General features: G+C 41.8%; 11 protein-coding genes. All 11 read right to left on the minus strand.

Features of this window, described 5'->3' with window-relative positions; genetic code table 11:
* Positions 1–18: 18 nt before the first annotated feature.
* Complete coding sequence (gene mutS, locus OTG27_RS08005) at positions 19–2,643, minus strand: DNA mismatch repair protein MutS (RefSeq protein WP_268936686.1); 2,625 nt, start codon at positions 2,641–2,643, stop codon at positions 19–21.
* A gap of 217 nt (positions 2,644–2,860) precedes the next feature.
* Positions 2,861–3,400 (minus strand): outer spore coat protein CotE, encoded by a 540-nt coding sequence (locus tag OTG27_RS08010; protein WP_057278378.1) that lies wholly within the window; start codon positions 3,398–3,400, stop codon positions 2,861–2,863.
* Positions 3,401–3,613: 213 nt separating this feature from the next.
* Complete coding sequence (locus tag OTG27_RS08015; protein ID WP_034313499.1) at positions 3,614–4,042, minus strand: YlbF/YmcA family competence regulator; 429 nt, start codon at positions 4,040–4,042, stop codon at positions 3,614–3,616.
* 1 nt (position 4,043) lies between these two features.
* Positions 4,044–5,588, minus strand: coding sequence for a tRNA (N6-isopentenyl adenosine(37)-C2)-methylthiotransferase MiaB (gene miaB / locus OTG27_RS08020; RefSeq protein ID WP_048684706.1), 1,545 nt, complete (start codon positions 5,586–5,588; stop codon positions 4,044–4,046).
* Positions 5,589–5,930: 342 nt separating this feature from the next.
* The gene (tdh, locus tag OTG27_RS08025) at positions 5,931–6,971 is read right to left on the minus strand and encodes an L-threonine 3-dehydrogenase (protein ID WP_268936822.1); all 1,041 of its coding nucleotides are present in this window, start codon (positions 6,969–6,971) and stop codon (positions 5,931–5,933) included.
* 672 nt (positions 6,972–7,643) lie between these two features.
* Positions 7,644–8,510 carry a 2-oxoacid:ferredoxin oxidoreductase subunit beta gene (locus OTG27_RS08030; RefSeq protein WP_057278380.1) on the minus strand — a complete coding sequence of 289 codons (867 nt, stop codon included), beginning with the start codon at positions 8,508–8,510 and terminating at the stop codon, positions 7,644–7,646.
* Positions 8,497–10,254 carry a 2-oxoacid:acceptor oxidoreductase subunit alpha gene (locus OTG27_RS08035; protein WP_053534401.1) on the minus strand — a complete coding sequence of 586 codons (1,758 nt, stop codon included), beginning with the start codon at positions 10,252–10,254 and terminating at the stop codon, positions 8,497–8,499. Before OTG27_RS08035 ends, OTG27_RS08030 begins: the two co-directional genes overlap by 14 nt.
* A 215-nt stretch (positions 10,255–10,469) precedes the next feature.
* Complete coding sequence (locus tag OTG27_RS08040; protein WP_098865165.1) at positions 10,470–11,402, minus strand: dipeptidase; 933 nt, start codon at positions 11,400–11,402, stop codon at positions 10,470–10,472.
* A gap of 133 nt (positions 11,403–11,535) precedes the next feature.
* Complete coding sequence (spoVS, locus tag OTG27_RS08045) at positions 11,536–11,796, minus strand: stage V sporulation protein SpoVS (protein WP_029281188.1); 261 nt, start codon at positions 11,794–11,796, stop codon at positions 11,536–11,538.
* A 173-nt stretch (positions 11,797–11,969) separates the two neighbouring features.
* Entirely contained in the window at positions 11,970–12,767 is a 798-nt protein-coding gene (locus tag OTG27_RS08050; RefSeq protein WP_063591644.1) for a TIGR00282 family metallophosphoesterase, read from the minus strand.
* Between the two features lie 152 nt (positions 12,768–12,919).
* Positions 12,920–14,479 carry a ribonuclease Y gene (rny, locus tag OTG27_RS08055; RefSeq protein WP_057278383.1) on the minus strand — a complete coding sequence of 520 codons (1,560 nt, stop codon included), beginning with the start codon at positions 14,477–14,479 and terminating at the stop codon, positions 12,920–12,922.
* Positions 14,480–14,666 lie beyond the last annotated feature (187 nt).

The following is a 14,666-nucleotide window of genomic DNA, read 5'->3' on the forward strand; positions in this document are numbered from 1 at the left end:
ATCGCCTCGCTTTAATTCTCATTTAAGTTTCTTTTGTAATTTATAAAGGGTATTCATTGCCTCAAGCGGCGTCATTTCAAGGATATCCAGTGATTTTATGTCATCCAGCACCTTTTTTTCCTTTGGTGAAGAATTCACCCTTCCTTTAGGAGCTTCTTCTCCAAAGAAGGAAAGCTGTGCCTCATTGACGGATGTAACAGGGGCAGCTTCGGCAATAGATGCTTTTTCAGCAGCAGGCTGTTCAGGAATCGCCTTTGCCTGTCCATTTTCATTCTCTAGCTGGGCTAAAATAGCAGCCGCCCGATCTATTAACTGCTCCGGTAAATCAGCAAGCTTAGCCACATGAATTCCATAGCTTTTATCTGCTGGCCCTTCTTTAATTTTATGAAGGAAAACGACATTTCCATTTTGCTCAATGGCACTTACATGGATATTTTTCAATTTTGGGAGTTCCGTTGCCAATACAGTCAATTCGTGATAATGAGTCGAAAAGAGTGTCTTTGCCCCAATTTCCTCATGAATATATTCAATGATGGCCTGAGCAAGCGCCATCCCATCATAAGTTGATGTTCCCCGGCCTATTTCATCAAATAATATCAAACTGTTTTCTGTCGCATTCATGATGGCATTTCTTGCTTCAAGCATCTCGACCATGAATGTACTTTGACCGGAAATCAAATCATCTGCCGCGCCAATCCTGGTAAATACCTTATCAAAAATAGGTAATTCAGCTATACTTGCGGATACGAAGCATCCAATTTGCGCTAAAATCGATGTTAGCGCTATTTGACGCATATACGTACTTTTACCCGACATATTGGGCCCTGTGATCAAGAGTAACTCCCGATCTCCATCCATAAAGCAGTCATTGGGGACATATTCCTGTGATTGAAGGACTTTCTCGACCACTGGATGCCTGCCTTCCTTCAGTACGATTCTTCGATCATCGGAAAAGACAGGCTTCACATAATGGCGTTCTTCACTAATCGTCGCAAAGCACTGCAGGACATCCAGTTCACTGACGCCTTTCGCCAAATCCTGTAAGCGAGGGATATAGCTTTTGACCTCTTCACGAAGATTGAGGAATAAGTCATACTCCAAACTGATGCTTTTTTCTTCTGCTTGTAAAATCAAAGCTTCCTTTTCTTTCAATTCAGGTGTGATATAACGTTCGGCATTCGTTAAAGTCTGCTTCCGTTCATAACGGCCTTCTTCAAGCAGATGCAAATTTGCTCGTGTGACTTCAATGTAATAGCCAAATACACGATTATATCCGATTTTCAAGGATTTGATCCCGGTGCGTTCCCGCTCTTCGCGTTCAAGCTGTGCAATCCAAGTTTTTCCGTTTCTGCTGGCATCCCTGTATGTATCCAGCTCCTTATGGAAACCATCCTGAATGATATTCCCTTCCTTCACGGACAATGGAGGGTTTTCTACAAGCGCCGTTTCAAGTAAATCCGTCACTTCTTCACAAGGATCCAATTTATCGGCCAGGATTGAAATATCCTGATTGGAAGCCATTGACTTCACGATTTCACGAATGACCGGCACCTGTTGCAAGGAACGTTTCAGTTGAATCAAGTCCCGAGCGTTTACATTCCCGAAGGCCACCCTTCCGGCAAGCCGCTCCAAGTCGTACACTTCCTTCAGGCGTTCACGTAAGTCTTGTCGTTCGAAGTATTGATTTTTCAGGGTTTCAACAAGGCTTTGTCTCCGCTCGATCTGTTTTTTATTTATGAGCGGTCTATCAATCCATTGCTTCAACATCCTTCCGCCCATGGCTGTTTTTGTTTCATCAAGCAGCCAAAGTAATGATCCTTTTTTACCTTTGGAACGAATGGTTTCAGTTAATTCCAAATTACGTTTGCTATAATAATCAATTTTCATATATTGTGATGTTTCATATGCAAGCACTGGCTGTAAATGATCCAGGCTGCGTTTTTGGGTACGGTATAGATAATTCAATAAACGTGAGGTCGTTGTCGCCAGTTTCTGGTCTTTTAACAAATGAAGCAATGGAGCGAATGACTCGCTTTGGACCAAATTACTCTCTAGGGATAGGGCGGCTGCGCCCCGTTCTTGAAGCATTTTTTTCCATTCTTCATTGAAATCCTCGGCAATGACCACTTCACTCGCACCAAGGATGGCAAATTCATTCAGAACTTCCTCGAAACTCTCAATCAATGTAACCTTATTTTCCCCTGTCGATAAATCATTGTATCCAAAGCCAAACTGACCATCCGTAAAATAAGTGATGGTGGCAATATAATTATTTTCCTTTTCACGAAGACCCTTACTATCCATTTTCGTTCCCGGGGTAATCAGCTGGACAACTTCCCTGCGTACCACACCTTTGGCTTGCTTCGGATCTTCGGTCTGTTCACAAATAGCTACTTTAAAACCTTTTTCTATCAATATATCAATATAATTAGCAGCCGAGTGATACGGAATGCCGCACATCGGAATTCGCTCTTCACTACCGCCTTCTCGGCTCGTTAATGTGATTTCGAGCTCTTGTGATGCCTTCAGTGCATCATCAAAAAACATTTCATAAAAATCGCCTAAACGAAAAAATAAAAAGGCATCCTGATACTCTGCCTTAATTTTTAAATATTGCTGTATCATTGGAGTATATCCAGCCATTCCTTCAAAACCTTTCCAAACTAAAATCTATTACACATTTATGTCCTTCATTATAACATACGAAAATGCAACATGGCCTGTATTCGAAATTGCATGGTAAATCAATTATCCTTTACATTGTAAGCTAGCTGTATCTGTAAAGCCATAGGGACTTGTCCCGCTTCAAATTAAATAAAACCGGATGAAGGGAATGTCATCCGGTATTAATTTCTATATTCTATTCGTCTTCGAATTCATCAAGGAAATCCGGATCTAAATCTTCGAAATCCTCATCATCGAAATCAGAGCCCCAGTCATCCTCACAGCGGCCATCTGGACTTACAGCGACACAAATTTTCGTTTCGCCGACGACTTCCACAAAGAATTCCCTTTCCACATGGACAATGATTTTTTGTCCACATGGGGAGATGCATGCTTCTAAACAATTCGGCTGTTGGACAGCTTTTGCAGCGATTTCATGGTCATCAAGATAATCGGGATCACGGTATTTCAGCGAAATAACGTCGGTATATTGCACTTTTTCAGTTACAACTTCCGTCTTCGAATTATGGTTATAAGAATACCAGACGTTGATTTCGTAGCTGCCGTGAATTTCTACCTTTTTGCCGACTTTCTTTGCATCGTATTTATGGTTGATGATCCAACAACCTAGAATGCTAGAAGGATGATGAGCCGGGCAAATGGTGTGAGAGGACTTTGTGAATTTACGTCCTTTTGCCACCACCGCTTTAGTAATTATCTCTCTATATTGTGACATGCTAGCGAACCCTCCTCATACAGTTTCCATTCATCCTATGCGTGGTAAAAGTCTATTGTGCGTAGAATTTTAATTGTTTGAAAACTGCTGTAATGTTTTAAACCTAGGTTATTTTATGCGCATGTTTTGGGATATGTGTCACGAATGGGCACTGTATAAGGATTTCCGCATATTAAAAAAGCCCTTCTGAAACCAGAAGGGCTTTTTTAATATTCATGAACAGCTTCCGCCGCCTGCTTGTACCTGTGAACCTGTCTCACCTCGAAGGACATCGCCTTCGGTTGATTCAATAATCAGGTCCGTCACCTTATTCGATACCTGTGATGAGACCATTTGTAAAAGATCATTTACATCCACTTGGGATTGTTTGAATTCTTGCACGATCGGAAGTTCATCCAATTGTTTTTCAAGTGCATCAATTTTGGCCTGCACTTGACTGTATGCTTTCTCTTTGCCGTAATGTTGGAAGTTTACAGCCTGTTTTTGCAAACTCTTGATGCTGGCGATCATTTCACGGATTTTTTGATTTTCATTGATGTGAGCTTCTGCCCGTTTAAAGAAATCGACTTCTTCCGTGCTGGCGATCATTTCAGCAAGCTCGGCCGCTTTATTCAGAATGTCATCTTTAGTATATTTAGTCATATTACTCCACCTCAATCGCCGTTGCTTCTTCAACCATATCCCCATTTAATGACCATGTTTTCGTTCCGGTGATTTTCACTTTTACGATTTTGCCAATAGCGGATTTTGGTCCTTTGAAGTTCACGAGCTTATTTTTCGTTGTATAACCTGCTAATACTTCCGCATTCTTCTTGCTTTCGCCTTCAACGAGCACTTCAACAATCTGTCCATCATACTCTTTCATTTTCAATGCGCACGTTTCATTTACAAGGGCATTCAAGCGTTGCAGACGTTCCTTTTTCACTTCCATCGGTACATTATCCTGCATTTTCGCAGCCGGTGTTCCCTCACGTGGTGAATAGATGTAAGTATATGCTGCATCGAAACCAACTTCACGGTATAATGACATCGTTTCTTCAAAGTGCTCTTCCGTTTCATTCGGATAGCCTACAATGATGTCCGTGGTTAGCGATGCACTTGGGATAGCTTCCTTTATTTTTTTAACTAGCTCTAAATATTGTTCGCGTGTATACTTACGGGCCATGATTTTAAGTGTTTCCGTACTTCCCGATTGAACTGGAAGATGGATATGGTCAACGAGATTTCCGCCTTTAGCCAGTACTTCAATCAAATGATCATCAAAATCACGGGGATGGCTTGTCGTAAAACGAATACGCGGAATGTCGATTTTGCGGATTTCATCCATCAAATCGCCGAAACGATAATCGATATCCGTAAAATCTTTACCGTAAGCATTCACATTCTGTCCAAGCAGGGTTATTTCCTTGTAACCCTGTGCCGCTAAATGACGGACTTCCTGGATGATATCTCCAGGCCTGCGGCTTCTTTCTTTCCCTCTCGTATACGGTACGATGCAGTATGTACAAAACTTATCGCAGCCATACATGATATTGACCCATGCCTTGGTTTTTCCTTTACGCACTTTCGGAAGGTTCTCGATTACATCACCTTCTTTAGACCAAACCTCAATGACCATTTCCTTGGAAAGATACGCTTCATTAAGAATTTGCGGCAGGCGGTGGATGTTATGCGTTCCGAAAATCATATCTACAAAATGGTGCTTCTCTAGAATCCGCTTTACAACTGTCTCCTCTTGTGACATACAGCCGCAAACCCCAAGCAGTAGATCCGGCTTTTCCAATTTCAATGATTTCAAATGCCCCAATTCACCGAACACTTTATTCTCTGCGCCTTCCCGAATCGCACAAGTGTTAAGTAAAATGACGTTAGCATCATCCACCGAGTCTGTCGCCTGATAACCAAGTGCCATAAAGATGCCCGCCATGACTTCTGTATCATGTTCGTTCATTTGACAGCCAAAAGTGCGAATGTAAAACTTTTTACCTTCTCCCATTCCGCGGAAACCTTCAGGAATGGCAAAGTCATCATGATATTCTACTTCTTCTTTTCCCCGCTTTTTCGCATCCTTTAAGGAAGGCGGAATATAAACGGCTTGAAAGTACTTACTGAAGTCCTTTTCGGATTTTTTGTCCGCTGGATTCTCAGCCTGTACTTGTTGTGATTCTAATCGTTGTTTCTCGTTCATAGTTAATCTCCTTTCAAAATAGTTAGTTTATTTCTTTCACCAACTATTCCAAGACCTATCATCAAATGGATTTATACGGATTCCTTTTTAAGAATTTCCAGTAAATATTAGCTATTAAGTGTGATATATCCACATTATCATAGTATAAAGCTTTTAACAGCAAGAAACAATCATTCTGTCGTGGCTTCTTCAATTGTAAGAAATTTTTCACAAATATTGAAAATAAGAACATGAAAGAAGAGGCTATGACGAATTTAGCCTCTTCTTATCATTTTTGGATGGCGCTTTCCCCTTTCATGATTTTTCAAATGCAGAGCATGCAATTTCCACCTTTTTAGGTGTTCAAGGTATAAGGAGAACCTTACCACACTGGCCTTTGATCATCAGTTCAAATCCCTTTTCAAAATCACTGAGTGAGAACCGATGGGTAATCATTGGTTTTACATCAACCTTGCCACTTTCAAGCAGACTTGAAACCTGTTGCCAGGTTGAAAACATCTTCCTTCCCGTTATCCCTTGGACAGTAAGACCCTTGAATACGATATCCTCCGTTATATTAATCGTGACGGGCTTAGAAGGCAGACTTAGAATGGATATTCTTCCACCATTGGTCGCCATCTTGAACCCTTGTTGGATAGCTGCTGGATTCCCGCTCATTTCACAAACAACATCCACCCCGTCCCCACTTGTAATGTTTTTCGTGATTTCCACTGGATCCTGATTCATTGAATGAATGAGGTGTGTGGCACCCATCTTTTTGGCTAGCTGAAGTCGATAATCATTAATATCAAGAGCGATTACTTTATCAGCACCTGCGGCCTTTGCTACAGCAATCGCCATAAGCCCAATTGGACCACAACCGATTATTGCCACCGTTTTACCCAGCACCTCGCCAGCTAGCACTGAATGGACGGCATTCCCCATCGGTTCTTGGATGGTAGCTATATCGAGTGGCATATCACTTGGATTTTTCCATAAATTCTTGGCTGGCAGAGCTATGTACTCTGCAAAGCACCCTTGTTTATCCACACCGATAATGTTTGTTTTTTTACAGATATGGAATTGTCCGGTTAAGCATTGCCTGCATGTACCGCAAACTATATGTGTTTCGGCAGATACACAATCACCAACTGAAACATTACTGACACTTGCTCCTATCTCGATTACTTCCCCTGCAAATTCGTGCCCAAATACGTATGGCGGGCTCACCCTTCCTTGTGACCATTCATCCCAGGTGAAAATATGAATATCCGTTCCGCAGATCGAGGTCATCTTCACTCGAATCAAGACCTCGTCATCACGAATGTCCGGTATATCGACAACTAGTAATTGTGCCCCATAACCTCGGTGTTGTTTGACGATCGCTTTCATTTTACCTCTCAACATGTACATTCCCCCTGAAATAGGGCTGTGCTTTTTCATCTACCTTAATATGTAAAGATATGAAAAATCAATCACAAAAATACCATAATCACTTTTGTACCGGCATTTTCACATTAATAATGATGATTTTTAGGCATTCGTACATTTTTGTTAAATGGGTCATGTTTCTATAGCATCTTGTCCGCTCTCGAATAAGATATCTTGTACAACAAAAAACAAAAACAATGAAGGAGTGACTTATATGTCATGTGGATGCAATAATCATGATCGGGATCGCGATCGGGATAGAGATCGGGACAGAGATCGGGACAGAGATCGGGACAGAGATAACAAGAGAATCGCAGACGATTTTTGTCGTGCTGTGAGGGGCTGCAATAGGCGCGATCGCGACCACGATCGGGACCGCGATCGGGACCACGATCGGGACAGAGATCGGGACCACGATCGGGACAGAGATCGGGACCACGATCGGGACAGAGATCGGGACAGAGATCGAGACCACAACCGCCATCACAATTGTTGCAGAAGAAGGAATCGTTGCAATTTCTTCTGTGGATGCAATAACGGTTGGTGGTAAGCTAATCTAGGGAGGCTAGTGATTCTCTCTACTGAGCTTTCCAGTTAATCACAAAAAAAGGTTCACCCCATCTTAAGGGGTGAACCTTTTAACTTTTACATAAATTCAGCAACAAGCTTATCAAAGTGCGCTTGATCCAGTGTCAAATCTGATTTGTTTAGCGCTTTTTCAGCATACCCTGGCACTAATTCCTGGTACGAAGGGCGTGAAGAATCTTGATAAATGATCCCTGTCACAAGGCTGTCATGCTGCATCAAAGTCTGCATCGCCTGTTCTTTATTTGAAGAATCATAGCCTTCAATTGTGTTCAATTTAGTTAAGTTTTGTTTAAACCAATCATACGTATTGATCTTATTGTATGTTACGCAAGGAGAGAAAACATTGATAAAGGAGAATCCTTTATGGTTTATCCCTGCTTCAATGATCGCAGTAAGATCTTTCAAGTCAGTGGAAAAGCTTTGGGCGACAAACGTAGCGCCAGCTGACAATGCTAATTCCATAGGTGAAACAGCCTGTTCTATTGATCCTTCTGGAGTGGATTTCGTTTTAAATCCAGCAGCGGATCTAGGAGAAGTCTGGCCTTTTGTCAATCCATAAATTTGGTTATCCATGACAATATACGTAATGTCGATATTACGGCGGATCGCATGGATGGTGTGTCCCATCCCGATTGCAAAACCATCTCCGTCACCGCCTGAAGCTATAACGGTCAATTCACGGTTGGCCATTTTTACTCCTTGGGCAATTGGCAGTGAGCGCCCATGGATGCCGTGGAAACCATATGACTTGATGTAACCGGATATACGCCCTGAACAGCCGATACCGGAAACAACGGCCAAATTCTCCGGCTCCAATCCCACATTGGCTGCCGCACGCTGCATGGCAGCCTGAACGGAGAAATCTCCGCAGCCAGGACACCAGTTAGGTTTTACATCATTCCGAAACTCTTTAAACGTTGCCATATTCGAACATCTCCTTGCATTGTGTGTGAATTTCATGCGGGAGGAATGGGTTGCCATCATATTTTAGGATGCTTTTTATTTTATTAACATGTCCGACATTCATCTTGATAATATTAGCCAATTGTCCAGTCGCATTATTTTCAATAACTACTACTTTCTTAGCACTTTGCACCAATGAAAGGACTTCATCAGCTGGGAAAGGATGAATCAAGCGGATTTGCGCATGATTCACTTTCACTCCATCCGTTTCTAAACGGCCGATCGCTTCATCAATCGTCCCGCGTGTTGAGTTAAAACCAAGAATTAATAAATCCGCTTCTTCATGCGGTGTGTTTTTGTATACTGGTGTTTGGAATGTGTTAGTTAAATTATTCAGCTTACGCATCCGTTTATCCATTTGCAATTTGCGATTCAAGGCCGTCTCGGAAGGTCTGCCCGTTTCATCATGTTCAACACCCGTAACATGGTGAATTCCATTTTTCATACCAGGCACTACCCGTGGTGAGACTCCGTCTTCCGTTACTTCATAACGCTTGAAGTAAGATTTGTTTTCTGGCTCTTCAATTTCAAAGTCAACCAATTTTCCGCGTCTTATCTCCACTTTGCCGTAATCAAGCGGCTGAACCGTCTGTTTACCTAATGATAGCTGTAAGTCGGATAAAACGATAACCGGACATTGATATTCCTCTGCAAGGTTGAATGCTTCTGCCGTATCATAAAAAGCTTCCTCAACAGTACTCGGAGCCATGACGATTTTAGGTATTTCACCATGTGTACCATAAATCATGGCCATTAAATCGGATTGCTCCTGTTTTGTAGGAAGTCCCGTAGATGGACCTCCACGTTGAGTATCGACGATGACAATTGGCGTTTCGGTAATGCCCGCTAAACCAATCGCCTCCATTTTCAAGGAAAGCCCAGGTCCAGCTGAAGCTGTGATGGCACGTACACCGCCATAATTCGCACCGATAGCCATTGTGGCTGCCGCGATTTCATCTTCAGTCTGTATGACCGTCCCGCCAAATTGAGGAAGTTTCTTAATTAAGTATTCCATGATTTCGGAAGCCGGAGTAATCGGGTAAGCTGCCATGAAGCGACAACCTCCTGCAACAGCGCCTAAAGCGATAGCATCGTTTCCGATCATGAACATTCGTTTCTGGCCGTCTGCCTTTTCCAGCTCCATCGCGCCCAGTTTTTCTCCAAGCAACACTTCCATTGCCTTATAGCCGGCAGTAATGGCATCCATATTCTTCTTAACGATTTCTTCACCTTTACGGCCGAATATTTCATCAACCACATCGTTGAATACGGAGATTTCCATTCCGAGAACAGCACATGTTGCACCGATGGCAACCATATTTTTCATTAATGATGTTCCTAATTCGGCTGCTATTTCCGTAAAAGGAACAATATATAATTCTGCCTTTGTATCTTCTGGGCAGACAGGTTTGAATTTTGCATCTGCAATTATGATGCCACCCTCATGTAATTCTTTATAATTGACGTCAATTGTTTCTTGGTCAAAAGCAACTAAGATGTCTAAATCATCAGAGATAGCACGAGTTTCCGTAGTACTTACACGAATTTTGTTATTCGTGTGTCCACCCTTGATTCGGGATGAGAAATGACGGTAGCCATACAAGTAATAACCTAAGCGATTGAGGGCAATACAGAATATTTCTCCTGTACTTTCAATACCTTCACCTTGTTGTCCGCCAACTTTCCATGAAAGTTGATTGATCATGTCTTACACTCCTTTAGGACGTTCGTATATAAATGCATTTAACCGCACCTCTCTTAGAACATTCAACTATGTATAATTATCGTTCTAATTTAGGAAAGGTGTACTAAACGCTTTCAATTCTATCGGTTAAATCATCAAATTGCAACCTTTTTGCTTTTATTTTTTATATTTTCAGAATATTTATTCATATCTATATAGTAAGAATTGAAAATCACTTAAGATATTTCCTTTTCAAGCGGAAAATTACGAGTGAAATTATCAAAAAGGAGACCTTTTACAAACTCACTGGAATAAAGCCTGTTCAATTCATTTATTAAGTTATGATAATCCTTATATGACGTTAACTTCTCTACCATATGATCGATTCCATCGAAGTCGGACCCTAATCCAATTTGTCTTTCCCCGCCCAAACTGCATATATGCTCTATATGTTTCAAGATATCCTTTATCGTAACCGGGCCATTTGCTAGAAATTGCGGGACAAAGGTTACTCCGATCACCCCATTTTTCTGTAAAAGGGCTTTTATCTGCCCGTCCTTTAAATTTCGCGGATGTGGACAAAGCTGATAAGCATTCGAATGGGAGGCGATCGGGAATTTCGCCAACTTTAGGGTGTCCCAAAATCCAGCTTCAGATAAATGGGATAAATCACACCAAATTGACTTCTCATTCAGTAGCGCGACCACTTCCGTTCCAAACCCTGTCAAGCCTCCCCCTCTTGTTTCCAATGCCCCATCCGCTACCAAGTTAGCATGATTCCAAGTCAAACCTACGGAGGATACTCCAAGATGAATAAGGGTTTTCAGTTTCAACAAATCATTCCCAATGCAATCGCACCCCTCCAAAGTTAGCATTGCACCGATTTCCTTTTCTTTTAAAGATTCGATATCTGCCTTGGTCTTTATAAATTTCATTTCCGGCTCCGACAAAATCTTTTCATGAAAAATATCCACCATCGCCAAAGCCGCTTGAAATCTCATATCAGGGTGGACTTTTTCAGGTATATATATGGCAAAACATTGGACTTTTCCCCCTTCGTCCAATAAACCCCGCTTTGTTATATGTAATTTATCACTATTTGTAAAAGAAATATCCGGATCGATGAACATCTTCATCAGCACATCACAATGTGCATCAAAAATCTCCAATGTAATCCCCCTTCCTGTACTTTTTTATGATTATATATACCATTATAAGGCGACACGGGCCTTTCGTCATTTGGAAGTCACGACAAAAAAGTGCCTGCTCGCCATCCGACAAACAGGACACCCAAACTTGCAATTATCTTGGTTCAATGATTAGTTTTATTGCCGTTCTCTCTTCGCCATCAATAAGTATATCTGTAAAGGCAGGAATACAAATCAAGTCAACTCCACTAGGTGCGACAAACCCTCTTGCGATTGCTACTGCCTTGACGGCTTGATTTAACGCACCTGCACCGATTGCTTGAATTTCGGCTGCTCCTCTTTCCCTGAGCACTCCCGCTAGTGCGCCTGCTACAGAATTAGGATTAGATTTTGCTGAAACTTTTAATATTTCCATTCCTAGTCCTCCTTGTTTTCCCTGCCGATTCTAACTTGGCTCAATAGTTATAACACTTTCCACTGCTACTATATTCATCAAGTAAAACTTGTATGACAAAGAAAACCGGGATTGTACACCATTTATTAAAGAATGTAAAAACGGATGGCAGTTTGACTGTCCATCCGTTCGAATCAATGGTAAAAGGGATGATCTTCGTTAATCAGGATCCTTTCTATCTTCTTTGCCTTGCCAGTTTTCTCATCAATTTCAAGGAGAACCCCGCTTAATAGGGTCCGTCCCTCTTTTGGGACTTCAAAACGAACTGGAAGGCTAGTCAGGAACCGATGGATGACTGCCTCTCTTTCCATACCAAGGATGGCATCATATGGTCCTGTCATGCCTACATCTGATATGTAAGCGGTGCCTGCAGGTAATATACGGTTATCGGCTGTCTGGACGTGTGTGTGTGTACCAACGACTGCTGTAACCTTACCATCCAGGAACCAACCCATGGCTTGCTTTTCACTTGTCGCTTCACCATGAAAATCGACAAAGATGATCGGTGTCTTTTTTCGAGCCTCCGCCACTAGTTCTTCCGCCTTTTTGAACGGACAGTCCAAATCCGGCATGAACGTTCTCGCTTGCAAATTGATGACCGCTATTTCATGCTGGTTCAATTTTAAAAATTTCATACCTTCTCCGGGTACCCCGTCTGGAAAGTTTGCTGGACGGACAAGATATTTCGCTTCATCAATAAAGTTGAAAATATCACGATTATCCCATGTATGGTTTCCCATGGTCACTGCCTGCGCTCCCCACTCTAAAAAACTGCGGTAAATCTTTTCTGTAATCCCCCGGCCACTTGCTGCATTCTCGCCATTGATGACCGTGATATGCGGACGATACTTTTCTTTTAACTTAGGAAGGTATTCTTGAATCATGTCACGACCTGGAGATCCCACTACATCCCCTATAAATAGCAATTTCATTGTAAAACCCTTTCTGGATTCACCTGATTATATGAATTATTCAAGTATGTATTGTAACATAATTGGGGGTAATTATAAGAATTATGCTTAACGATTCATATCGGAAAAAGAAAAAACGAAGTGGTTTGCACCACTTCGTCTTTCACTAACAATTATTTGGCATATTCGACTGCTCTTGTTTCACGGATGACCGTGACTTTTATATGACCTGGGTAATCGAGCTCTTCTTCAATCCTTTTCCGGATATCACGTGCGAGTCGATGTGCCGAAAGGTCATCGATTTGTTCTGGTTTCACTAGAATCCGCACTTCTCGTCCGGCTTGAATCGCAAAAGATTTCTCCACTCCATCATAGGATTCGGAAATTTCCTCAAGCTTTTCAAGTCTTCTAATGTAATTTTCAAGCGTTTCACTTCTTGCTCCCGGTCTTGCAGCTGATAATGCATCAGCGGCAGCCACAAGCACTGAAATGATGGAAGTTGGTTCCGTATCGCCATGATGTGAAGCGATGCTGTTAATGACAGTTGGATGCTCTTTATATTTGGTTGCTAATTCAACGCCAATTTCAACGTGACTGCCTTCCACTTCATGATCGATCGCTTTCCCAATATCATGCAATAAACCTGCACGGCGGGCAAGAACTTCATCCTCACCGAGCTCAGCGGCCAGTAAACCTGAAAGCTGGGCCACTTCAATTGAATGTTTAAGTACGTTTTGCCCATAACTGGTACGGAATTTCAAACGTCCTAGTATTTTGATGAGATCTGGATGGAGACCGTGAACTCCAACTTCAAAAGTAGTCTGTTCACCAATTTCACGAATATGTTCATCTACCTCACGTCTTGCTTTGTCAACCATTTCTTCAATGCGAGCCGGATGGATCCGTCCGTCCTGAACAAGTTTCTCAAGAGCCAAGCGTGCCGTTTCCCGTCTAATTGGATCGAATCCAGATAAAATGACAGCTTCAGGAGTATCATCAATAATAAGGTCAATACCTGTTAGCGTTTCTAACGTCCGGATATTTCGTCCTTCACGTCCGATTATCCGTCCTTTCATTTCATCGTTTGGAAGATTTACTACAGAAACGGTGGTCTCTGCAACATGATCAGCCGCACAACGCTGAATGGCAAGAGAAAGGACTTCTTTTGCTTTTTTATCAGCTTCTTCTTTGGCACGGGTATCACTTTCTTTAATCATAAGCGCTACATCGTGAGCAAGCTCGTTTTCCATTCGGTCTATAATGATTGCTTTAGCCTCTTCACGAGTTAAACCGGAAACACGTTCAAGCTCTGTTTGCTGCTTACGAACCATCTCTTCCACTTTGCTTTCCATCTCTTCAATATGCTGTTGTCTTTGGTTTAGAGAATCTTCTTTTTTCTCCAAAAGGCTCTCACGTTTGTCTAACGTTTCATCCTTACGGTCCAGATTCTCTTCTCTTTGCAATAACCGATTTTCTTGTTTTTGTAATTCGTTCCTTCTTTCACGGGCTTCCCGATCCGAATCGGCACGAACTTTATGAATTTCATCTTTTGCTTCCAACAAGGCTTCTTTCTTAAGTGCTTCCGCTTCACGTTTTGCATCCTCAAGGATGTGTTCTGCAGAGCCCTTTGCCCCTGCTATTCTACTCTCAAATTTTGATTTGTGAATAAAATAACCAACAACTGCACCGACGATTAGGCCAAGCAAAGTGAAGATGATTGTCATGGGTTCCATCGTTTCACCTCCCCTTGCTATGAACTTTTTACATAAAATGTTGAACTGTCGGCAAGTACATTGCACATAAATTCAATATACAGCACTTAATTTTCAAAATTTTAGTTTGAAAAATTGTAAAATATACATATTAATTGTATAGTTGAGAATTTTTATTGTCAAGCGTTTGTCCCTTATGTATCAATGT

It is taken from the genome of Peribacillus sp. AS_2, from assembly GCF_026891895.1.
Lineage (GTDB): Bacteria > Bacillota > Bacilli > Bacillales > DSM-1321 > Peribacillus > Peribacillus frigoritolerans.

Coding starts and splice junctions, on each gene's coding strand:
- OTG27_RS08035 (WP_053534401.1), bottom strand. CDS start 10,254: ATGATCAATCAACTTTCATGGAAAGTTGGCGGACAACAAGGTGAAGGT.
- OTG27_RS08030 (WP_057278380.1), bottom strand. CDS start 8,510: ATGGCAACGTTTAAAGAGTTTCGGAATGATGTAAAACCTAACTGGTGT.
- OTG27_RS08050 (WP_063591644.1), bottom strand. CDS start 12,767: ATGAAATTGCTATTTATAGGGGATGTAGTGGGATCTCCAGGTCGTGAC.
- OTG27_RS08010 (WP_057278378.1), bottom strand. CDS start 3,400: ATGTCACAATATAGAGAGATAATTACTAAAGCGGTGGTGGCAAAAGGA.
- rny (WP_057278383.1), bottom strand. CDS start 14,479: ATGGAACCCATGACAATCATCTTCACTTTGCTTGGCCTAATCGTCGGT.
- spoVS (WP_029281188.1), bottom strand. CDS start 11,796: ATGGAAATATTAAAAGTTTCAGCAAAATCTAATCCTAATTCTGTAGCA.
- mutS (WP_268936686.1), bottom strand. CDS start 2,643: ATGGCTGGATATACTCCAATGATACAGCAATATTTAAAAATTAAGGCA.
- miaB (WP_048684706.1), bottom strand. CDS start 5,588: ATGAACGAGAAACAACGATTAGAATCACAACAAGTACAGGCTGAGAAT.
- OTG27_RS08015 (WP_034313499.1), bottom strand. CDS start 4,042: ATGACTAAATATACTAAAGATGACATTCTGAATAAAGCGGCCGAGCTT.